This is a genomic window from Bifidobacterium sp. UTBIF-68 (genome assembly GCF_006408855.1).
GTDB lineage: Bacteria > Actinomycetota > Actinomycetes > Actinomycetales > Bifidobacteriaceae > Bifidobacterium > Bifidobacterium reuteri.
In genome coordinates, this window is record NZ_JFAN01000004.1 from 141,886 (window position 1) to 163,449 (window position 21,564).

Annotated in this window: 17 protein-coding genes; 4 read left to right on the forward strand and 13 right to left on the reverse strand. The window is 60.9% G+C overall.

The genetic code is table 11. The features are described from left to right. Positions 1–74: 74 nt before the first annotated feature. On the reverse strand, positions 75–929 hold the full coding sequence (locus tag BW14_RS01765) for a DUF3710 domain-containing protein (RefSeq protein ID WP_140489159.1): 855 nt from the start codon (positions 927–929) through the stop codon (positions 75–77). Between the two features lie 129 nt (positions 930–1,058). On the opposite strand from BW14_RS01765, the gene BW14_RS01770 reads away from it, so the two are divergent. After that, positions 1,059–1,919 carry an exodeoxyribonuclease III gene (locus BW14_RS01770; RefSeq protein WP_044088840.1) on the forward strand — a complete coding sequence of 287 codons (861 nt, stop codon included), beginning with the start codon at positions 1,059–1,061 and terminating at the stop codon, positions 1,917–1,919. An 81-nt stretch (positions 1,920–2,000) separates the two neighbouring features. On the opposite strand, the gene BW14_RS01775 is transcribed toward BW14_RS01770, so the two are convergent. The 5 genes from BW14_RS01775 to BW14_RS01795 all read right to left on the reverse strand — a co-directional run bounded on the left by BW14_RS01775 (position 2,001) and on the right by BW14_RS01795 (position 9,263). Beyond that, entirely contained in the window at positions 2,001–4,028 is a 2,028-nt protein-coding gene (locus BW14_RS01775; RefSeq protein WP_140489160.1) for an ABC transporter ATP-binding protein, read from the reverse strand. Positions 4,029–4,050: 22 nt separating this feature from the next. Further along, a complete protein-coding gene (locus BW14_RS01780; protein WP_140489161.1) occupies positions 4,051–5,055 on the reverse strand; it encodes an ABC transporter permease in 1,005 nt (334 codons plus the stop codon). A 19-nt stretch (positions 5,056–5,074) separates the two neighbouring features. Next, complete coding sequence (locus BW14_RS01785) at positions 5,075–6,001, reverse strand: ABC transporter permease (protein WP_044088838.1); 927 nt, start codon at positions 5,999–6,001, stop codon at positions 5,075–5,077. 323 nt (positions 6,002–6,324) lie between these two features. Further along, positions 6,325–7,971, reverse strand: a complete 1,647-nt coding sequence (locus BW14_RS01790) for an ABC transporter substrate-binding protein (protein WP_140489162.1) — start codon at positions 7,969–7,971, stop codon at positions 6,325–6,327. Between the two features lie 314 nt (positions 7,972–8,285). Further along, complete coding sequence (locus tag BW14_RS01795) at positions 8,286–9,263, reverse strand: tyrosine recombinase XerC (RefSeq protein ID WP_375138427.1); 978 nt, start codon at positions 9,261–9,263, stop codon at positions 8,286–8,288. Positions 9,264–9,355: 92 nt separating this feature from the next. On the opposite strand from BW14_RS01795, the gene BW14_RS01800 reads away from it, so the two are divergent. The 3 genes from BW14_RS01800 to BW14_RS01810 all read left to right on the forward strand — a co-directional run bounded on the left by BW14_RS01800 (position 9,356) and on the right by BW14_RS01810 (position 13,444). Continuing rightward, positions 9,356–10,168, forward strand: coding sequence for an ABC transporter ATP-binding protein (locus BW14_RS01800; protein WP_140489163.1), 813 nt, complete (start codon positions 9,356–9,358; stop codon positions 10,166–10,168). Then, entirely contained in the window at positions 10,165–13,083 is a 2,919-nt protein-coding gene (locus BW14_RS01805; RefSeq protein WP_044088834.1) for an ABC transporter permease, read from the forward strand. Before BW14_RS01800 ends, BW14_RS01805 begins: the two co-directional genes overlap by 4 nt. Positions 13,084–13,186: 103 nt before the next feature. Further along, positions 13,187–13,444, forward strand: a complete 258-nt coding sequence (locus tag BW14_RS01810) for a DUF6725 family protein (protein WP_044088833.1) — start codon at positions 13,187–13,189, stop codon at positions 13,442–13,444. A gap of 116 nt (positions 13,445–13,560) precedes the next feature. Here the strand turns inward: BW14_RS01810 and BW14_RS01815 are convergent, their stop codons facing one another. The 7 genes from BW14_RS01815 to BW14_RS01845 all read right to left on the reverse strand — a co-directional run bounded on the left by BW14_RS01815 (position 13,561) and on the right by BW14_RS01845 (position 21,514). After that, a complete protein-coding gene (locus tag BW14_RS01815) occupies positions 13,561–14,562 on the reverse strand; it encodes a prephenate dehydrogenase/arogenate dehydrogenase family protein (protein ID WP_044088832.1) in 1,002 nt (333 codons plus the stop codon). Further along, a complete protein-coding gene (locus BW14_RS01820) occupies positions 14,556–15,542 on the reverse strand; it encodes a prephenate dehydratase domain-containing protein (RefSeq protein WP_044088831.1) in 987 nt (328 codons plus the stop codon). The genes BW14_RS01815 and BW14_RS01820 overlap by 7 nt, the downstream gene beginning before the upstream one ends. Positions 15,543–15,579: 37 nt before the next feature. Beyond that, positions 15,580–16,020: an alcohol dehydrogenase gene (locus BW14_RS01825; RefSeq protein WP_044088830.1), complete on the reverse strand. Its 441-nt coding sequence runs from the start codon at positions 16,018–16,020 to the stop codon at positions 15,580–15,582. 335 nt (positions 16,021–16,355) lie between these two features. Beyond that, positions 16,356–18,281, reverse strand: coding sequence for a translational GTPase TypA (gene typA / locus BW14_RS01830; protein ID WP_140489164.1), 1,926 nt, complete (start codon positions 18,279–18,281; stop codon positions 16,356–16,358). Positions 18,282–18,485: 204 nt separating this feature from the next. Further along, positions 18,486–19,049, reverse strand: coding sequence for an isochorismatase family protein (locus tag BW14_RS01835; RefSeq protein ID WP_044088828.1), 564 nt, complete (start codon positions 19,047–19,049; stop codon positions 18,486–18,488). Positions 19,050–19,082: 33 nt separating this feature from the next. Further along, the gene (locus BW14_RS01840; RefSeq protein WP_044088827.1) at positions 19,083–20,525 is read right to left on the reverse strand and encodes a cytosine permease; all 1,443 of its coding nucleotides are present in this window, start codon (positions 20,523–20,525) and stop codon (positions 19,083–19,085) included. Between the two features lie 98 nt (positions 20,526–20,623). Next, positions 20,624–21,514, reverse strand: a complete 891-nt coding sequence (locus BW14_RS01845) for an ADP-ribose pyrophosphatase (RefSeq protein WP_044088826.1) — start codon at positions 21,512–21,514, stop codon at positions 20,624–20,626. Between the last annotated feature and the right edge of the window lie 50 nt (positions 21,515–21,564).

Below are 21,564 nucleotides of genomic sequence, written 5' to 3' on the forward strand. Positions count from 1 at the left end.
AAACCAGCAGCTCCGATACACCGTATCCGGTGCCTTCTCTGCAGAAGAAGGCACCGGATACGCAGGCCGGCAGATCAGCGCACTTCGGAGAACATCGGACCACGGGACAGGGTGGTCTTGACCTCCGTGGTCTGGTCCTGGCTCAGCGGGCCCTTCGGCTTGTTGTCCGGAATGTCCTTGAAGTGCTCCTTGCCGCCTTCCTGCGCCTCCGCTTCGGCAGCGCCCTTGGCGGCACGGCGTTCTGCCGGGGCGACCGGCGGATGCATCGGGATGAGATCGCGCGGAGCCAACGGTTCCTCGCCACGCTCTACCACGATGTCAGCGAAGAACTTGTTCAGGGCCTCGGTCTCCGGGCTATCGGGATCGACGGCAGCCTTGCCGGAGAAGATGCCGCGAAGCATCCAACGCGGCCCGTCAACGCCGACGATACGGGTGTTGACGGTTTTGCCGCCCTTGACGCTGACCGGCAGCTTCAGTTCGGTGCCGAATACACCTTCGGCTTCGGATGCGTTCTTATTGGCCTCCAGCAGATCGGCGCGCACATCATCCCACAGTCCCATGGTCTTGGGCGCGGCGAACGCCTCGATCTCAAGGCTGGAAGCGCCATAGGTGATGGTGGAGCCCAGCACCTGCTGGGTGGCGCGGCTTGCCTTGATGCGCAATTCGATACCCTGCAGGAACGGCAGGTAGTACGCGCCCAGATCCAGATAATCGTCGTAGTCGGGAACGTCCTCGTCGTTCACGTCCCACGGGCCACGCTCATCGCCACGGCCCACGTATTCGCCGGACGGCTCAGCCAGCACGGTTTCGGCGCTTTCGGCCTTGGCCGCGGTGTTGGCGGCCTCAGCCGCCGCCTTGTCTTCGTCGACGGAGCCGGCCGGTTCGGCTTCCTTCTTGCTCTTCTTCTTTCCGAATCCGAACAGTCCCATAATTCCTCATTTCGTATCACGGTTGCAACCCTTGCAAGCCTAGCACCCAGCCTCAAAGAACGCTGAACATTCACGTCAGGCGATGAGACCGCAGTGAGATTGGTATACAGACGCTAATACTATGGCGGCATGACCATTACCATCACTACTTCCAATGTCAATGGCCTGCGTGCGGCCGACCGCAAAGGCATCGTGGCTTGGGCGGGACACCATACTCCAAACATATGGTGCATGCAGGAGGTCCGTGCGCCGCAGCCGGACATCGACAAGATAGTCAGCAAATTCGCCTTCGAGTACGCGCAGGCGGGCGCAATCGATTCGGCTGAGGATCTCACGCTGACCAACGAGATCTGCCGCGTGAAGGGTCGCGCCGGCGTGGCGCTGCTTGCCGATCTGCCAGTGATCGAGCAGCGGTACGGTCTGCCGGGATTGGATGAGGATGTCGATTCGGGGCGATGGATCGAAACGGATATCCGCACACCGCAGGGATACGTGATCACGGTGGTATGCGTATACGTCCATGCCGGCAATGCCGATGACCCGTTGAAGATGGAGCAGAAATTCCGCTTCTTGGACACCATGCTGGTGCGTCTGGGCGAGTTGCGCGATGAGGCGGCGCACGGTGGCAGGCAGGCTGTGCTATGCGGTGATTTCAATATCGCGCACACGCCGTTGGACATCAAGAACGCCAAGGCCAACGAGCATCACGCCGGATTCCTGCCCGAGGAGCGCGCGTATGTCGACCGATGGCTCAATGAATACGAATTCGTGGATGTGATGCGTTCACTATCCGGCGACATCCAAGGGCCATACACCTGGTGGAGCCAGCGTGGACGCGCCTTCGACAACAATGTCGGATGGAGAATCGACTACCAGTTCGCCACACCGGAACTGGCGGAGACCGCACGGGGCTTCGTCATTGACAAGGCGCCCACCTACGACCAGCGCTGGTCCGACCACGCTCCCCTGACCATCACCTATGACGTGTGATTTATCAGACACTCCATTAAGCGCTATGTCGGTGTTGCCCGGTACACCTGCCGGACAACACCGACATAGCGCGATGAATTATCAGTCCAGACCGAGCTTGAGCTTGCCGCCGGGGATGGCGTCGAGCAGATCTTGGGTGTACTGCATCTTCGGGTGGTCGAACACCTCGTCGGTGGTGGCGTGCTCCACGAGCTTGCCATGCTGCATCACCACGACCTCGTCGGCAATCTGACGAACCACGGCCAGATCGTGGGTGATGAACAGGTAGCTCAGTCCCTTTTCGGCCTGCAGGTCGTTGAGCAGGTGCAGCACCTGGTCCTGCACGAGCACATCGAGGGCGGAGACGGCCTCGTCGCACACGATCACGTCCAGGTCAAGGGCCATGGCACGCGCGATGGCGATACGCTGACGCTGGCCACCGGAAAGCTCGTTTGGATAACGACCCATGACCGACTGTGGCATCTCGACCATGTCGAGCAGTTCTTTGACACGGTTGGTGCGCCACTTCTGATCGCCGATCTTGTGGATGCGCAGCGGCTCCTCGATGGAGCGGAAGATCGAGTACATCGGATCCAACGAACCGTACGGGTTCTGGAACACCGGCTGCACGTGACGACGGAAGCCCAACAGATCCTTGGCCTTGAACGTGGATGTGTCACGTCCCTCATAGAAGACCTTGCCGGAGGTGGGTTCGAGCAGGTGGAGCACCATGTTCGCCACAGTGGACTTGCCGGAACCGGATTCGCCCACAATGGCCAGAGTGGTGCCGCGCTTGACGGAGAAGGACACGTCGTCGACTGCCTTGAACATCTCCTTCTTGCGCGGAAGCTTGAACTCCTTGGTCAGGTGTTCGACAGTGATGATGTGTTCGCTCTTCTCGAGCTCGTTCTCATCGGCGATCTTGTGGTCGAGCAACGCATCGGCGTCTTCACCGCGCTCCTTGGCGGAAATGATGCGCTGGGAGGCCAGTGACGGCGCTGCGGCGACGAGTCGCTTGGTGTACGGGTGCTGCGGGTGCTGCAGCACCTCGAGGGACGGACCGGATTCGACGACCTGTCCCTTGTACATGACGACGATGTGCTGGGCGCGTTCGGCGGCCAGACCCAGATCGTGGGTGATGAACAGCACGGCGGTGCCGAGCGAATCGGTCAGGTAGTGCAGGTGGTCGAGGATGCGCTTCTGCACGGTCACGTCAAGTGCCGAGGTCGGCTCATCGGCGATCAGCAGGTCAGGACGGCAGGCCAGACCGATGGCGATCAACGCACGCTGGCGCATGCCGCCGGAGAACTCGTGCGGGAACTGACGGGCGCGGGTGGCGGCATCCGGCAAACCGGCTTCGGACAGCAGGCCAGCGATACGATCGTCCATGGACGAACCGATGACGTATTTCTTGGCCAGATACCAAGCATCGTCATCCTTCACACCGGCCTTGATGAGGTCGTCGGCCACACGCCAACGGGTTTCGGAACCAGGCACCCATTCGCTCTCAAAGCGGGCGACGGCCTTGTCGAAGGCGTCCCCTGTCACACCGGCGGCGGTCAGCGCCTTCTTGGCCTCGTCCATCAGAGCGGGCAGCTCCTTGGAGCCGAGGAAGGTCTCGTCGTCATTCCCCTTGAGCTTCACGGCGGCGTCCTCGCCGGCCAAGGCCTTGGCCAATGCGGAACGCTTCTCGTGGTTGACGTCCATATTGTTGGCCTTCAAAGCCTCCTTGACCTGAGAGCCGATACGCCACACCGGGTTCAGGTTGCTCATCGGGTCCTGAGGCACGAGGCCCATCTTGGTGCCGCGGAGTTTGTCGAATTCCTTCTGCTTGGCATTCGCGATCTCCTGGCCGTCAAGCTTGATGGAGCCGCCGACCACATGACCCGTGCCGGGAAGCAGACCCAGCACCGCCATTGCGGAGGTGGACTTGCCGGAACCGGATTCGCCCACGATGGCCACCCACTGGCCTGGATAGACGGTGAAGGAGGAGCTGCGCACGGCATGGACCGGCTTGCCGGTGTCCGTGGTGAAATCGACGGCCAGATCCTTGACCTCGAGCAGCGGGCCGTGGGCCTTCTGCATGGCCAGCATCTGCGCCTGAGAATCGATAGTGGAATTGTCAGTCATAATGTTTCCTCTGCTCCCTGACTCAGGCCGTACGGCTCTTCGGATCAAGGGCGTCCTTGACGGCGTCGCCCATCATGATGAACGCGAGCACAGTGATGGCCAGTGCCGCGGACGGGTAGAACAGCACCAACGGATCAGTCTGCAGGTTGGTCTGAGCACTGGAGATATCGCCGCCCCAGCTCACGGTGGTTGTCGGCAGACCGACACCCAGGAAGCTCAGCGTCGCCTCGGCCACAATGTACGACGCCAGCGACGTGGTGCCGATAACGATAATCGGGGCCAGTGAGTTCGGCAGGATGTGACGGAACAGGTTTCGCGTGGGCGTCGAGCCCAAAGCCGTGGAAGCGGTGTTGAATTCAAGGTTCTTGGCTTCGAGCACAGCGCTTCGGGCGATGCGGCATACGCCGACCCAGCCGAACAGTGCGAGCACGAGCACGACCTTCCAGATGGACTTGGAGGTCTTGAACATCTGCAGCACCACGATGGCGCCGAGCAGCATCGGCAGGGCAAAGAAGATATCGGTGATACGGCTCAGCACCGCATCGACCCATCCGCCGAAGAAGCCGGCGACGGCACCGATAAGAGTGCCGACGAACACGACGAGCAACGTGGAAAGCACACCTACTGACAGCGAGGTACGGGTGCCGTACACCACGCGGGTGTATACGTCGCAGCCCTGCATGTCATAGCCGAAGGGGTGTCCGTTGGAGGCGGGGCTCAACGAGTTGGCGAGATCGCAGGAGTTCGGGTCCTGCTTGGTGAACAGACCCGGCGCGATGGCCACAATGATGATGAAGAGGATGACGATACCGGAGATGATGAACAGCGGGTTGCGGCGCAAGGTTCGCCAGGCATCGGCCCACATGCTCGCCGCAGGAGCGGATTCGTCGACGGAGTCCACGTCCTGCAGCGGCGTCTCATCGAGAGGCGCCACATATCGATCCTGTCCGGGGAGGGTCTCCATGAAGTACTCAGGCGTCGGTTCGCCGGAATTATCGAGCTGGTTGTCGAGGTTTTCGTTAGTCATGTCGGTCACTCCTTCCCTATCACGCGTAACGAATGCGCGGATCGAGTGCCGCGTAGAGCATGTCGACGATAAGGTTGCACACCACGAAGATCAGCATGAGCAGCGTGACGATGGACACCACCAGGTTCGCCTCGCCTTTCAGAATCGACTGATAGGTCAGGAAGCCGATGCCGTGGATGTTGAAAATCTGCTCGGTGATCATGGCGCCACCCATGAGGGCGCCGATGTCCTGACCGAGATAGGTGACGACCGGAATCAGGGAGTTGCGCAGCACATGGCGGAGCATGACCTGACCATTGGACATGCCCTTGGCCCGTGCGGTGCGCACATAGTCCTCGGCGATGTTAGAGGAGATCTCCGATCGGGTCAGTCGGATGATGTAGGCCATCGAGACGGAGCCCAGCACCATGGCCGGCATGAGCAGGTCGAGGAACGTCGGGTCCGCGCCGGCTGTCACCGGCAGGATTGACCATTGGATGCCGAGGAGATACTGCATCACGAAGCCGGTGACGAAGGTCGGCACGGAGATGAGGAGCAGGGAGACGATCAGGATGACCGTGTCGTACCACTTGCCCTTCTTAAGGCCCGAGATGATACCGAAGATCACACCGAAGATGGCCTCGAAGCAGAACGCCATCAGACCGAGCTTGATGGTGACCGGGAAAGCGCGGGTGATTTCGTCGATCACGGGCTGGCCGGCGAAGGTGTTGCCGAAATCAAGAGTCAGCGCGTTCTTCAGATAGATGAAGTACTGAACGATGAACGGCTGATCGAGGTGGTATTCCGCGCGGATCTGGGCTGCGACGGCTTCGTTGATGGGCTTGTCACCGAACATGGCCTTGACGGGATCGCCAGGCAGCAGGAAGACCAGCGCATACACGAGGAATGTCGTACCGAGAACCACGGGGATCATCTGCAGAATGCGTCGCAGAAGATACTTACCCATACGGTTGCTCCTTACTCATGACCGGTTTCGGGGACTACAACGGCGAAACGCTGCACGCGACCGGTCGTCAAATACTCCGACAGTCTACCGCAAGCGCTGACGGAGGTTTGTAAACTGACGTTAACTTAGCGTCCATTCCGGGCGGTTCCTGTGAAATTGTCCGATATATGGTATGGATTCATGACTTTTCACGAGGAATTTCCCGCGACACGTACGAGGAAGAATGGTGCATGCGACGAAATGCGAAAAGGGGCGAGGACCATGACGATCCTCGCCCCTTGTAGGTCAGCGAACTACATGTTCGATGTCAGACGAGCCTCAGCTCACTTCTTGGACATCTCGGCGTAGGTCGGAAGGTTCTGCCAATCCATGCCGAAGCCGGACTTGACGGACAGGGAAGCCACGCCGGAGGCGTTGGAGTAGTACAGCGGGATGGCCGGCAAATCCTTGAGGAGGATCTCCTGAGCCTGCTGGTACAGCTTGTTGGCCTCGTCAGTGGTCTTGGCGGCGGCGGCCTGCAGGCACAGGGCGTCGAAGTCAGGGTTCTTGTAGTCGCCATCGTTGGAGCCCTTGCCGTCAGCAGCGGCGGAGGAGTACAGCTGCCACAGGTAGTTCTCGGCGGACGGGTAATCCGGCTGCCAGCCGGTGCGGAAGGCACCAGTCATCTGACGGTTGGTGATGGCGTCACGGAATTCCTGGAAGGTCGGAATCGGGTTGGTGGCAGCGTCAATGCCCAGGTTGTTCTTGAGCTGGTTCACGACTGCGTCGTAGATCGGCTTGGCACCACCATCGGCGTTGTAGGAGAAGGTGAGCTGACCGTCGAACTTGGAGATGGCGTCGGCCTTGGCCCACAGTTCCTTGGCCTTGGCGGCATCGAACTTGAGGTTCTCAGAACCCTTGAGGGAGTCGGAGTAACCCGGGGTCTTCGGGGAGGTGAAGTCAACGGCCGGCGTGCCGATGCCGTTGAGCACCTTGTCGATGATCTGCTCGCGGTTGATGGCCATGGAGATGGCCTGACGACGCAGCTGGCCTTCCTCGTCGTTCTTGAAGTGGTCAAGGGTGGACGGGATAGTGAAGGTCTGGATGACGGAGCCGGCTTCGGAGTACGGCTGGACCTTCTTGTCGGACTTGAAGGTCTTGGTGAAGGCGGCCGGCACGGACTCCATCACATCGAGGGCGCCGTTGTTGGACTGGATGTCGCGGTAGGCGGCCTGATCGTCGGTGTAGACCTTGAAGGTCACGCCGTCGTTCTTGACGTCCTCGTTGCCCTTGTAGTCAGTGTTCTTGACCAGGGCGATCTCCTTGTTGTGATCCCAGTGGTCGAGCTTGTACGGGCCGTTGCCAACCGGCTTCTCGCCGAAGGCCTTCGGGTCCTTGTAGAAGGACTCGGGCAGCGGGGCGAAGGCCAGGTAACCGACCTTGATCGGGAACACGGAATCGGACTGGTTCAGATCCACAGTGAAGGTGGTGTCGTCCACGACCTTGAGGCCGGAGAGCTGCTCGTCACCCTTGAGGCCGTCGGCCTGCAGGTCGTCATAGCCCTTGATGGTGGAGAAGAAGGAGGAGGCCTTCTGAGCGTTCTTGGCGTTGGCGGCGTAGGACCAAGCCTTGGTGAAGGACTCGGCGGTGACATCGGTGCCGTCGGTGAACTTCCAGCCGGACTTCAGCTTGATGGTGTACTGGGTGGCGTCATCGTTCGGGGTGATGGACTCGGCCACTTCGTTGGAAGCCTTACCGTCCTTGTCGAAGGAGACCAGACGGGAGAAGAGCAGGTCGCCCGGCTTGCCGCCACCGGTCTCGTTGGTGTTGGACGGGATGAGCGGGTTCTGCGGCTCGGAGTTGTAGGCGTAGATGATGTTGGCGCCAGCGGTGTCACCGGAGGCGTTGCTGTTGCTGGAACCGCCGCAGGCGCTCAGCAGCATGGCCATGGAGCAGGCCATGGCGGCGAAAGCAAGAGCTTTCTTCTTCATTGATATCTCCTATTCGTAATCTGCAGGATCATGGTTTTGGACCACGATCCGCTTCACGCAAATGGGGCTGGCCGCTGGCGACGCGTCGTGGGCGTCATACCGGCAAACCAACCCCATTGCTGATTAATTTGCATTGTCTCGCGCTTTGGTGACAAGAAGCAAATTCCATGTTACGTATATGTAAATTCAAAGACCGCTAAATGGCGACATTCAGCCATATTGCAGGTTCACATAGCAATGTCCACATTCTGGTCATTCTCGAAAAGACCACTATCACAACGGAATATGACGCACAAACCTGACGCGCGATGGGATCAGGCGCGCGGAAACGCCTGCGAATACCTGCTTTTCAACTGTTCGATGGAGACATGCGTATAACGCTGCGTGGTTTTGAGCGACGCATGGCCAAGCAGTTCCTGCACCTCGCGCAGATCGGCGCCCCCATCGAGCATGTGCGTGGCCGCGGAATGTCTCAACGCATGTGGGCTGATATCCGGCACTCCGGCGTCTCTGGCCATGCGGTGCACCACTTCCCTCGCCACACGTTGGTTGAGTCTGCGCCCTCGTGCCCCCAGAAACAGCGCATCCGCGGAATCATCGGCGGCAATATCGGGGCGTCCATCATCAACCCATGCCCGCAGCGCGCGCATGGCCGGTACGCCGAAAGGCACAACCCGTTGTTTATTGCCTTTTCCCGTCACTCTGACAGTACGGTTGGCGAAGTCCACATCGTTCATATCTAGCGACACCAGCTCCGCCACACGAATGCCGGTGGCATACAGCAGTTCAAGCATCGCCGCATTGCGCAGGTGTTCGGCGTGCGTTCCGCGAAGAGCGCCATCGCCGCCGTCATCCATATCGCCGGCGTTGTCGCCGTCGTTGTCGCCGACGCCGTCGCCATGATTGACGGCCTCGCTATCGGCCTTATCCATCAGCTGTCTGGCCTGCACCTCGGTGAGCACCGCCGGCAGTGTATCGGGGATAGAAGGGGTCATCAGAGTCGCGGCCTGATTCGTACGCACCAGACCATGCCCATAGCACCATGAGAAAAACCCGCGGACGGCGACAGTTTTGCGAGCCATGCTGCTGCGCGCGTGATGGTGCGATTCGGAAGCCATCCAACTGCGCAGGTCATCCAACGTGATCTCGTTGAGATCGGTGACGCCGCGGCGCACGAACAGAGCAAGGCAGGCTTCGACATCGCCACGATACGCCTTGAGCGTATTCTCGGAAAGTCCACGATTGGCCCGAAGATAACGGATGAACGCATCGACGCATTCCTCAAACCTCATGCCCTTCATGCCTCCCATACAGCCCAATCACCCATTTCGATACACTATAGGCATAGGTTCACGGGCACAGACTTAAGGACGAATGATTCACCATGGCTCGTCACAGCAGGCAAGGCACCACACGCGATTCGGAACAGCGCAATGGGATGGATGACCATGTGGTGGCGCAAGCCATCGACCTGACCAAAGTGTACGGCGACGCAGACAATCGCGTACTGGCTCTGGACCATGTCAACGTGGAATTCGAGCGCGGCCAGATGACCGCGATCATGGGTCCCTCCGGCTCCGGCAAATCCACACTCATGCATTGCATGGCGGGTCTTGACCAACCGACCAGCGGCAAGGTAATAGTGGAAGGGCTCGAGGTCTCCGCGATGAACCAGAGACAACTGACCAAGCTGAGGCGCGAGCAGATCGGCTTCATTTTCCAGTCGTTCAATCTGGTGCCCACCCTTTCCGCCGAAGAGAACATCCTGCTGCCGTTGCAGATAGCGAAAAAACCCATCGACCGGGCCTGGTTCAAGCAGGTGGTCAGCGTGGTGGGCTTGGAGCATCGGCTCAAGCATCGCCCCAGCCAACTGTCCGGCGGACAGCAGCAGCGCGTGGCCTGCGCACGCGCGATGATGGCCCGCCCATCCGTGATCTTCGCCGACGAACCCACCGGCAACCTCGATTCCCATTCCAGCCGTGAGGTTCTGGGATTCCTGAAACAATCCGTGCAACAGTATGGGCAGTCTATTGTCATGGTGACGCACGATCCCCGTGCAGCCTCCTATGCCGATCGTGTGCTCGTGTTGGCCGACGGCAACATCACGCAGGACCTGAGGCATCCCTCCTATGACCGTATTCTCGAGGTCTTCGCCGACGAAGGCAACGAGGACGGCGACGCGGAGCCGAACGCATGATCAGGATCGGTCTGCGTGACGCCCGCGCGCATTTCGGGCGATTCGTCATGTCCATCATCGCCATCGCGCTCGGCGTGAGCTTCGTGGTGGGATCGTTCTGCTTCCGCGAAATGATGAACAATCAGGTCGATCAGATGCTGGCCTCGAATTCCGATGCCGACGTGTATGTGCGGGGCGACACGGAACAGAAGGATGACACGTCGGCATCATTCGCGGCCTCATCCTCAGGCTCCGAGTCAGGCTCGGATTCCACCCAGACCTCCACGGAATCGAAGAACTACAACCGCATCGATGTCTCCCTGGTGGACACCATCGGCAGCGTTCAGGGCGTGGACACCGCTGAAGCGGTGTACGAGGTCAACGGTCTGGTGCTGGTGGGCAAGGACGGCAACGCCGTATCCACCATGGGAGGCATGACCTCCGGCATGGGACTGTCGCAAGGAACATGGCGTTCGGCCACACTGACCCAAGGCCGATGGGCGAAGGCCAAGGATGAGATCACCCTGCACACGTTCGCGGCCGAAACCGCCGGTCTCAACGTCGGCGACACCACCAAGCTCGTATATCCGGACGGACCTGCCGACGTACGCGTGGTAGGCATATTCTCCACCGCCTCCTCCCAGGCCGGCGCAATCATCATCGGCCTCGACCCGGCCACCGCCAAAGAGTACTTCCAGCAGCAATCCGGGCAGATCGGCACCGCCCGCTATCTGACCGTCTACGGGTCGGCAGCCCAGGGACAGCCTCTCAGCGTGGAACAGCAGCAAACGCTCGCCGACCGAATCAACAAGGCGCTGCCTGCCGATGCGAACGCCGTCGCCGTGACCGGGCAGAGCGTGCGCGACGACAACGCCGCAAGCACCAAGAAGGCTTTGGGCTTCATCCAGCCGCTGATCCTCATATTCGCGATCATCGCCCTGTTCGTCGGCTCGTTCATTATCACGAACACGTTCTCTATGATCGTGCGCGAATCGATGCGCGGCTATGCATTGCTGCGCTCAATCGGAGCCTCCCCCGTCCAGGTTTTCGTCACAGTGGCTGTACAGGCCGTTCTTCTCGGCTTGGTGGGGTCCGGAATCGGCATCGGCCTTGGCTGGGGCATGGTCAAGGGCATCGTGGCGCTGATGGCCCGGATGGGCACGCCGATGACCGGCGCCGTGAATCCGAGCGTCTCCGACATGCTGGTCGGCTTGATCGTGGGCGTCCTCGTCACGCTTATCGGGGCATCTCTTCCGGCTCGCCGTGCTGCCATGGCCCCTCCCATCCAAGCCATGAACGAAACGGTGAACCCGGAGAAACCGGTATGGCCACGTGGCATCATCGGCGCGATCATGATGGTGTTGGGCGTCTGTGCATGGGCGGTATGCTGGCGCATCGCATGGGTCAACACCAACGGAGGCGAGGTATCCCCCTGGAGCCGGTTCAACGATCTGGCCACGACGCTGGGCACCGGCTGGCCGCTGGGCATCGGCGCCGGCCTGATCGTAATCGGCGTCATTGTGCTGGCCCCCGCACTGGTGACGCCAACCAGTGCCGTTCTCGGTTGGATTCCGTCGCATGTGTTCACGGTGACGGGCAGACTGGCTACTCGCAACCTGTCGCGAAGCAAGCGACGCACAGCGAACACCGCGGCGGCGTTGTTCGTGGGTGTCGCAATCGTCAGCTGCCTTGGCGTGATCGCCTCCTCGGCCAAGGCCTCCGTGGCCGGCATTGTGGATTCCGGACTCAAATCGGATTTCTCCGCCATGTCGGTGTCCAACGGACAGATCCCCGATGACGCGATTGAGGCCATAAAGAACACCGAAGGCATCGACACGGTATCACAAAGCCGCATGCTGATGGGCGTGACATATGGCTCCGGCGACGACGAGGCCTCTGCGATGACGTTCGCCGAGCAGCCTTCGCTCTTCACCAAGGTGTTCGCCCCGGTGACCAATGCTGGCGATGCAGACAAGGCGTTGCGCGACGGCGAGCTGGTGGTCGGTCTCGAAGTGGCCAAGGACAATGGTTGGAAAGTCGGCGATGAAGTCAGGGTCAATGGTCGGCAGGTCGTGGTCGACGAGGCTGCGACAGCCAAGGCCCAGGCCGATTATCAGGCTCAGGTCAAGGGAACCATCGACAACCTGACCGCTCAGGCGCAGCAGCTGATGGCCGCCGGCGATATGGCCGGGGCACAGGCGAAAACCAAGGAGATAGAGAAGGTCAGCGATGATGCGAAGAACGTCGATCCGGCGACCATGGTGAAGACCAAGAACGAGACGACGCACGTCACGATGAAGGTGGGCGCCATCATCGAGAACTCCATCTACCGTTCCATGGTGCTGATGAACGATGATGCGGCAAACAAGATCGCCAACAAATACACGATGTTCACCATCATGCTGTTCATCAACGGGAAGTCAGGAATCGATCTCGATGGCCTGAAGACGAGGCTCATCGATGCCGTGAAACCGTATTACGTGGTGAACGTGCAGAATCGCGACGAATTCAAATCCACGATGAGTTCGATGGTCGATCAGATCCTCCTGGTGCTCTACGCCCTGCTGGCACTGTCAATCGTGATCGCGATCTTCGGTATTGTCAATACGCTGGCATTATCAGTCTCCGAACGCACCAAGGAAATCGGCCTGCTGCGCGCCATAGGAACCTCGCGCGCACAGATACGCGGCATGCTGGGCATCGAGGCGGCGATCATCGCCGTGTTCGGCACGGTGCTGGGCATGGTGGTAGGCGTTGCCGCCGGCGTGGTGATTCGTGCGGTGTACGAGGCAAACGGATTGTCCACACTGAGCATTCCCTGGAATCAGCTGGCGGTGTTCCTCGCGCTCTCGATTCTGGTGGGACTGATAGCGTCCGTCTCCCCCGCGTCACGCGCGCTGAAGCAACCTGTACTTGACGCAGTCGCCTCCGAATAACCGCCGAATGGCGATGATGCATGAGTCGTCATCAATGGCGGAGTATTCTGGAAGCCGAAGGCTTCAGCGTTGAGGTTCATGACATACGAAGGGGACGATAATCATGACATTGCCACGACAGATTCCTGTAGGCGCACGGGTTGTGGTGCGTATCACCGATGGCATCGACCCGGCGGACGGCCGCATGAAATTCCGTGATTATGTGGGCCACGTGACCTCATGGGATGGGTACACATTGGAGATGGTGCGTGATGCGGCCGCCAACGGGTCGCGTCCTGCGCAGAATGTGACCATCCATCAGGAGCAGATCGCCACGCTCAAGCCGGTGCCGGAGCGTCCGCGCACCCGGCCCCGCCCGTAGACGAGTGCCGCATTGTGCGAGGACTCAGACAGCCTGTCTCTCCCCTTGTCTGATTCGCTGCCGGCTCTCTCATTAGGAGGCCAACCTCTGAGCAGACGACACGACAGGCCTCCAGCTCACACCGAGGGACGCACCTGTATGATGGCCTGCCTCAAGTGAACGAAGCCGATGATGGCCTCGCCGCGGCGTGCTGAGAACAGCAATGCCTGCTGCCATCCCGATTCCGGAATCTCAAGCTCCCGATTCGCGAATGAATCGGAATGCGCAATCGCCGACTTGTATCTGCGGAATGGATCACCTTCGGCGAAGAAGCCCCTTACCTGCGACGCATCCGCATCGTGCAGCCAATCGGCCATGTCGGTGAGCCTCGCAGCCATGCGGCGCAACAGTACTTCCACGTTCACCGCATCCTCTTCGACCATGGCCCGTGTACGGTCGGGGTCGGTCAATGCGACACGGGTCATGTCCCGCCAGCACCCGGCGGATAACGCCGCGGCGATATTACGGTCGGGGTTCGCTGTCAGTTCGTTGATCAATGCAGTGGAAACCACATGAGGCATATGCGAGATCATCGCTGCTGCCTTGTCGTGTGTCTCGTCATCGAGCACGATGAGACGATTGCCCACATGTTGGGTGATCATCGAGGCGACGTCGAAGAATCGGCGGTATTCCGTGTCCTCTTCCACGGTGACCGCCCACAGCGCATCATCAAACAGATGGGCGTCAGCGGCACTCCAACCAGACAGCTCATTGCCCGCCATCGGATGCGCACCCACGTAGCAAGCTTCCAATCCGGCTTCCCTGACCTGTTCGCGGACCACGCCCTTGACCGACCCGACATCGGTAAGCGTGACACGCGGGTTCTGCGCAAGCAACGGAGCCAGTGCGGCAAGCACGGACGGCATGGCCTTCAGCGGGTTGCACAGCACCACCACATCCGGGGCGGCATCCATGAGTTCGCGCAGATCCCTTGCGCAGACAATGCCGTCCGCTTCGGCCTGCGCATAAGGGTGAGGCCTATGATTCCAAGCAACCACCCTCGTGCCGCCTGCCGCCAGACGTCTGGCGAGCGACCCACCGATCAATCCGAGTCCTACAACACCAACCGTATCTACCACAGCAGTTCCTTTCTCACCTCTTGGTCGTACTGCCAGCCTTCAGGCACACGCCGCTCATCGATATCGATGTGGATGCCGCCTTCGGGCAGCATCCAGGCATCGACCGGCGGGTTCGCGCGTTCACGACGCGGATAGACGGCCAGGGTCTTCAGCCAGATGCCCTGCATGGCCAACATCTCCAATACCTTCTGGAATCGAGGTTCCCAAGGCGCGGCATCCAGCGTGTCTATGAACATGTACGTCCCATCATGGCCTTTGATGGGACGGGATATGAAACTGGTCATGTTCAAACCCGCGATGCGCAATACATCGAGCACGTTCGCCACGACCCCGGGGCCGGTGGCAAGCGGAATGAACGTGATGATGGTCTCGAAATCAGTGGCGCCACCGTGTCGGGCACGGGAGTTGAGCTCCTGCACCTGGTCTCTGGGTGCGATGACGAGGAAGTCGGTGCGTGCACCGTCGAAATCCTGAACATGGTCCGCAAGAGTGTCGAGACCATACAGCGCGCCGCAGATGCTCGGACCCAGCGCCACCTGTCCTGGCTTCAGATCACGGCAGGCCGCCGCATTCGATGATGCCGGCGTCGGCGTGAGCCGATGTTCGGCGATGAACCGCGTGCATTGTGCCAGACCATGCGGATGGGCGCTGACGGTATCGCCGGTGCAGTCGTATATGCCATGGCCGCGAACGGTGAAGGCGCTGAAGGACACATCAACGTTGATACGGGCGAAACCGGCCGCATCGGTGGCATCTATCAGTGCATCCAGATTCGGGACCACATACCCTTCGACATTGTTCTCCCATGCGATGACGCCCCATCCGTGATGCGATTGCACCGCGTTCATTATGGCTGGGACATTCGGCGACGGAACCAGATCGAAATCACCCAGCGGGGCGAATTGATCGGCGGCCGTCATTGCCGCCTGATGAGTGAACGTACCCTCAGGGCCTAGATAATACAGTTGAATACGCGCCATAACGTTCTATGGTAACGGCGGATTCCTGTATACCGTGTCACATCGTCTGCATCTTGGCGGGCATAGTGAACCAGCGAGCCGGCACGACGAGCATGATCACCTGCACGAGCACCAGCCCATACAACCAGATATATCCGGCGTGTTGGGTGAAATACGGCATATCGCCTTGGAATCCGGCCACAATCAATGCGTTGCCGGATGTGGTGGTGAGGGCCAGCCCCCATGCCGTCATCGAGGAGGCGATGAGATGCAGCGCGAGACCTATCACACCCATGCGCGATCGTGCGCACCATGTCGACAGGATGATCAGCAGGAACGCCAGCACCAGTCCATAGGGGATATTGATATCCGCACCCATACGATGGGCAAAGGTGCCCACGAATGCGGCGAGAGCGCCGGACAGCACTGTAATCAACGCTCTGACCAGCTCGTTCTGCCGATGCGACCAAGGAAGCGGATCATTCGTTCGCAGATTCATGCGCCCCATCATACGTACGTCCCAAGTACATGTACATATGATCACGCCGGCTCCCCATAAACGGGAAAGCCGGCATGAATATCGAATCAGACTACTTCGTAGCGGCGTTATTCTGCTGAGCCGTCAAGCGAAAAGCCCAGTGGGCTTTTCGTAGGCGAAGTGAGCGGGCGCATCACAAGCGCCCGCGAAGGTCGTCAGAATAATCAGACTACTTGGTCTGATTATTCTGACGATGCCGAGGCGTGAAACGGACAGTCCAGTGGACTGTCCGTAGCCGAGGTGAGCGGATGCCACCACAGGGCATCCGCGAAGGCAGCGTCGTCTGAATAATCAGACTACTTGGTTTGATTATTCTGACGACGCTGCTTGGCGCGCCACTTGTACCAGTCCTCGCGGTTGAGGATGATCTTACGCACGCGGGTGGCTTCCGGCGTGACCTCGACGCACTCATCTTCGTTGGCGAAATCGAGGCTCTCCTCGAGGCTCATCTTGATCGGCGGGGTGAGGGTTTCAAGCACGTCGGCGGTGGAGGAACGCATGTTGGTCATGTGCTTGGCCAGCGTGATGTTCACATCCAGCTCGTCGGGCTTGTTGTTCACGCCCACGACCTGGCCTTCATACACGTTGGACTGCGGCTCGACGAAGAAGTTGCCACGGGCCTGCAGACGCTGCATGGCGTACGGCGTGGCCACACCGGCGCGATCGGAGACCATCGAACCGTTCTGGCGGGTCACAATGGAACCGGCCCACGGAGCGTAGCCAGCAGAGATCGAGGATGCAATGCCGGTGCCGCGGGTGGCGGTGAGCAGCGCAGTACGGAAGCCGATCAAGCCACGGGAAGGCACGGTGAACTGCAGACGCACCCAGCCGGAGCCGTGGTTGGACATGGAGTCCATGCGGCCCTTACGGTCGGCGAGCAGCTGGGTGACCGCACCCATGTACTCCTCCGGCACGTCGATGGTGGTGTTCTCCATAGGCTCGTTGACCACGCCATCGATCTTCTTGGTGACCACCTGCGGGCGGCCGACGGTCAGCTCGTAGCCTTCTCGACGCATCTCCTCGGCGAGCACCGCCAGGGCGAGCTCACCGCGTCCCTGCACCTCCCATGCGTCGGGACGCTCGGTGGGGAGCACCTTGATGGACACGTTGCCGATCAGCTCGCGATCGAGGCGATCCTTGATCATGCGGGCGGTCAGCTTGTGATCCTTGCCTTCGCGGCCGGCCAGCGGGGAATCGTTGACGCCGAAGGTCATGGAGATGGCCGGGTCGTCCACGTGGATGAGCGGCAGCGGCTTCGGATCGTTCGGGTCGACGATGGTCTCGCCGATCATGATGTCGTTCACGCCGGCGACGGCCACGATGTCGCCGGGGCCCGCGGTCTCGACGGGGGTGCGCTCGAGGCCCTGCGTACGCAGCAGTTCGGCGACGCGGAAGTTCTCGATGGTGCCGTTCACACGGGACAGGCCGTAGGTCTTGCCCTTTTCCAGCGTACCGTTGTAGATGCGGACCAGACCGAGTCGGCCGAGGAAGTCGGAGGAGTCGATGTTGGCCACGTGAGCCTGCAACGGTGCGCCTTCCTCATATTCAGGCGCGGGGATGTACTTGATGATGTCCTCGAACAGCGGCTCGAGGTTGTCGTTGTCCGGCAGACCGCCGTTCTCGGGCTGGTTGATCGAAGCATAGCCGGCCTTGGCGGCGCAGTAGACGACCGGAAGGTCCAGCAGGTGGTCGAGGTCGAGGTCGATGCCTTCCTCCACCACGTCCTGCGCGAGGCCGAGCAGCAGGTCGGTGGCCTCGGAGACCACTTCGTCGATGCGGGCGTCCGGACGGTCGACCTTGTTGATGCACAGAATCACCGGCAACTTGGCCTCAAGGGCCTTGCGCAGCACGAAGCGGGTCTGCGGCAGCGGGCCTTCGGAGGCGTCCACGAGCAGCACGACGCCATCGACCATGGAGATACCACGCTCCACCTCGCCGCCGAAATCGGCATGGCCGGGGGTGTCGATGATGTTGAGGGTGATGCCGTCCGGATAGCCGTACTTGGCAGCCAGCGGGCCCGTGTATTCCACGGCCGTGTTCTTGGCCAGAATGGTGATGCCCTTCTCGCGTTCCAGCGCGTTGGAATCCATCACACGATCAGGCACTTCCTCACGATCGGAGAAGACGTGGGACTGCTTGAGCATGGCATTGACCAGGGTGGTCTTGCCGTGATCGACGTGAGCCACAATCGCCACATTACGGATATCTCCACGAACCGCCATCGAAACCTCTCTTAATACTGATTCTGTTGCGTAATCGTTCGGTACTTGCGTACTTGAGTACTTGCTTTCAGGCGTTTACCTGTACTTACACACAAACCGCAACGATATTACCGGCATACCTTGACCGGCTGGATGGATGCGCAAGACCCTCCCTGGTTCCACGCATCCATCCGTCGCCTTTTGATATGCGCAGGAGCTGACGGCTCATTCAAGGATCGCGGCGGAATCGGTGACGGTGATCAGCGGTGAGAACAGGGCCATCGTGTCAAGGGCGCGCTGATGGTTCTCCGGGTTGGACCCGGCGCAGGCATCGGCGGCGACGCGCACGGCGATCCCTGCATCGGCGGCGGCGAGCGCCGTGGTGACCACACAGCAATCGGTGGCCACGCCGCACAGGGCGATCTTCTTGGCGCCGCCGATCGCCTTGGCCAGCTCGTCTCCCCACTTGCCGAAGGTGTCACGGCTGACGACAGGATGTCCGGCGGCAAGCGCAGCGGTCTCTTCGGTCAGGTCGTACATCGGATCGTCCGGCGGGACGAGGAACTGCGGCCAATCCTTGAAGTAGTCCACCCACGCGTCCTTGGCGGGTGTTGGCGCCACGTATCGCGTATAGACGACCCGGTCGCCGTATGCCTTGGCGAGCGCCTCGAACGCGGCGTCGGTGGTGTGGAACGAGCCGTCGGGGCAGGCCCAGTCGGACCAGTCGGATTCGGCGAATACCTTCTGGCGGTCGATGACGACCAGCCATTCATCGGATGGGATGCCCATCGTGTCTCCTTCTTGCGTATTGCCTGTAACCTGTCAGTCCTGTTCCTGCTTGGCGATGTCGCCGCGCTGGAAGATGAGGGCGCCGACAAGTCCGATGACCAGCGCCACGATCACGCCGAGGTTGGCGGACGCCCATGCGCCTTCCTTGCCGCCGAACGGGGCGAGGAAGTAGCCCTGCCATTCCAGCCAGCTCGCATAGGAGTTGACCACAAGGCCCCAGCCGACGATGGTGCCGACCACGAGGATCACCAGGGACTTGACGTTCCATGCACCATAGCGGCCGGAGGCGTTGTACAGGTCATCGGTGTCGTAGTCCTTGCGGCGCAGTAGCACGTCCGCGATGAACAGGCCGGTCCACACCGCCATCGGCACACCGAGGGTGATGAGGAAGCCCTGGAACGGGCCGATGAACGTGTCGGAGAAGAAGGTCACATAAACCACGCCGAGCACGGTAAGCGCCGCGGTAAGTGCGGCGGCGGCCACGCGCGGCAGCTTGATGCCGAAGCTCAGCAGCGCCAGCCCATTGGAGTAGTTGTCCATGATGGCACCGGACATGAGGCCGAGCACGGCCACGATGGTGAACGGCACCAGATACCAGGTCGGCAGGATGGAGCCCATGGCGCCAATCGGGTCGTTGCCCACGGCATCGGCGAGATCCTTGTTGGACACGGCCAGCAGGCCGCCGTAGATGACCAGCAGCACCGGAGCCAGCGATGCGCCGAACGTGGTCCAGAACACGATGCCGGAGTTGGAGGACTTGCGCGGCAGATAACGGGAATAGTCGGCTGCGACGTTCACCCATCCCAGACCGAAGCCGGACATCACGAACAGAAGCGCCCCAAGCATGGCCGGAATCGAGCCGTCGGCGGCGGAGCCGACTGCGGAGAAATCGATGTGCGACCAGCCGAGGATCAGGAAGCCGACGGTCACGACGCCGCTGATGATGGTGATGGCCTGCTGCGCCTTCATGATGAGGTCATAGCCGAAGATGCCGGCGACCACCACAAGTCCGACCACGATTACCGTGGAGACGATCTTCGGCGCGGCGCCGCTCCCCCAGCCAAGACGCTGGAAGGTCGAGGCCAGCGCCAGCACCGCGGTGGTGGTCAGGGAGATCTCCCAACCGAGCGTGGCGATCCAGCTCAGGACGGACGGCACCTTGGCGCCCTCCACGCCGAACGTGGCGCGCGTGATGACCATGGTCGGAGCGTTGGCCCGCTTGCCGGCGATGGATACGATGCCCACCAGCAGGAACGATATGACGATGCCGATAATCGCGGCGAGCGTGGCCTGCCAGAACGAAACGCCGAAGCCCAGCGCCCATGCGCCATATGACATGGCGAGCACGGAGATGTTGGCTGCGAACCATGGCCAGAACAGGTCCTTCGGGCTGCCGTGACGGTCGGACTCGGCGATGGTGTCGATGCCCTGTTCCTCCACGGAGAGCGCGGAGCTTTTCTCCTTGGTGTCACTCATAGTGAACCTTCTTCTCATTGTGTTGTGTTGTGTTGTTGAACATGTGATATTCGCAATTGGACAGTGACATCACCCGGCAACAGTCGATGTGACGCCGCCTATCCGCGTGCGGAGGGGATGAGCGCAGCAAGGGCGCTGTCGACGGTATCCGGTTCGTCCTCGTCCCGCTTGACGGCGCGGTCGATCGCATATGCGGAGCCGGCGTCCTGCGGCCGTCGTGGCACGTACCGGTACACCGCCGCCGGACGCTGCCGTCCCTCGCGCCGTTTGAGACCGGTATCCTCCAGATCGCCGGAAGCCAGCATCTTGCGGCGGAAGTTCGCCAGATCGATGTCCTGACCGGCGATGGCCTCGTAGACGTCGTGCAGCTGGCGCAGCGTGAACGTCGGCCCAAGGAGCCTCGTGGCCACATCCGAATACTCGATTTTGGACCGCAACCGCTCCAACGCGTAATCGATGATGGCCCGATGGTCGAAGGCGAGCGGAGGCAGATCGTGTTCCGGGAACCAGCGCACGTTGCCGTCGCCGTCGGCGGTGGCCCGCACGGAGACGTCACCGCTGGAGTCACTGCCGGCATCGTCCCGGCCGATGGCGTCCGCGAGGTCGCTCCCCCGGTCGACTCCATTCGCCTCTTCCCGCTCGACCAGCGCCCAGTACACGATGGACACCATCGGCAGTCCCCCATGCGAACGATCGGGATCACCGAACGTATACAGCTGTTCGAGATATCGGGGATGCAGCGCGGTGGTCGATTCCAACGCCTCGAACGCGGACTGCTCGAGCGAACGGTCGGCCCGGAGGTTTCCGCCAGGCAATGCCCAACGGCCCAGGAACGGCTGGCGGACTCGTCTGACCAACGGCAACCATAACTGCGACCGTCCTGAGTCATCCTGCGCCTCGGCATGCTCCGGCCCAAGCGCCAGAATCACCACCGATACGCCGACCTGCGGCGGCGCGCTGCGACGTTCCGATACATTGCCGAATCCCATACCGTGACGCCTCCTGCACTGCCGCCGCATACACCGAACCCCGAATCAGA

Excerpts from the sequence above, each read along its gene's own strand:
- BW14_RS01790 (WP_140489162.1), bottom strand. The coding sequence starts at position 7,971 with ATGAAGAAGAAAGCTCTTGCTTTCGCCGCCATGGCCTGCTCCATGGCC.
- BW14_RS01840 (WP_044088827.1), bottom strand. The coding sequence starts at position 20,525 with ATGAGTGACACCAAGGAGAAAAGCTCCGCGCTCTCCGTGGAGGAACAG.
- BW14_RS01800 (WP_140489163.1), top strand. The coding sequence starts at position 9,356 with ATGGCTCGTCACAGCAGGCAAGGCACCACACGCGATTCGGAACAGCGC.
- BW14_RS01770 (WP_044088840.1), top strand. The coding sequence starts at position 1,059 with ATGACCATTACCATCACTACTTCCAATGTCAATGGCCTGCGTGCGGCC.
- BW14_RS01780 (WP_140489161.1), bottom strand. The coding sequence starts at position 5,055 with ATGACTAACGAAAACCTCGACAACCAGCTCGATAATTCCGGCGAACCG.
- BW14_RS01775 (WP_140489160.1), bottom strand. The coding sequence starts at position 4,028 with ATGACTGACAATTCCACTATCGATTCTCAGGCGCAGATGCTGGCCATG.
- BW14_RS01795 (WP_375138427.1), bottom strand. The coding sequence starts at position 9,263 with ATGAGGTTTGAGGAATGCGTCGATGCGTTCATCCGTTATCTTCGGGCC.
- BW14_RS01820 (WP_044088831.1), bottom strand. The coding sequence starts at position 15,542 with ATGGCGCGTATTCAACTGTATTATCTAGGCCCTGAGGGTACGTTCACT.
- typA (WP_140489164.1), bottom strand. The coding sequence starts at position 18,281 with ATGGCGGTTCGTGGAGATATCCGTAATGTGGCGATTGTGGCTCACGTC.
- BW14_RS01810 (WP_044088833.1), top strand. The coding sequence starts at position 13,187 with ATGACATTGCCACGACAGATTCCTGTAGGCGCACGGGTTGTGGTGCGT.
- BW14_RS01835 (WP_044088828.1), bottom strand. The coding sequence starts at position 19,049 with ATGGGCATCCCATCCGATGAATGGCTGGTCGTCATCGACCGCCAGAAG.
- BW14_RS01805 (WP_044088834.1), top strand. The coding sequence starts at position 10,165 with ATGATCAGGATCGGTCTGCGTGACGCCCGCGCGCATTTCGGGCGATTC.
- BW14_RS01785 (WP_044088838.1), bottom strand. The coding sequence starts at position 6,001 with ATGGGTAAGTATCTTCTGCGACGCATTCTGCAGATGATCCCCGTGGTT.
- BW14_RS01765 (WP_140489159.1), bottom strand. The coding sequence starts at position 929 with ATGGGACTGTTCGGATTCGGAAAGAAGAAGAGCAAGAAGGAAGCCGAA.
- BW14_RS01845 (WP_044088826.1), bottom strand. The coding sequence starts at position 21,514 with ATGGGATTCGGCAATGTATCGGAACGTCGCAGCGCGCCGCCGCAGGTC.
- BW14_RS01825 (WP_044088830.1), bottom strand. The coding sequence starts at position 16,020 with ATGAATCTGCGAACGAATGATCCGCTTCCTTGGTCGCATCGGCAGAAC.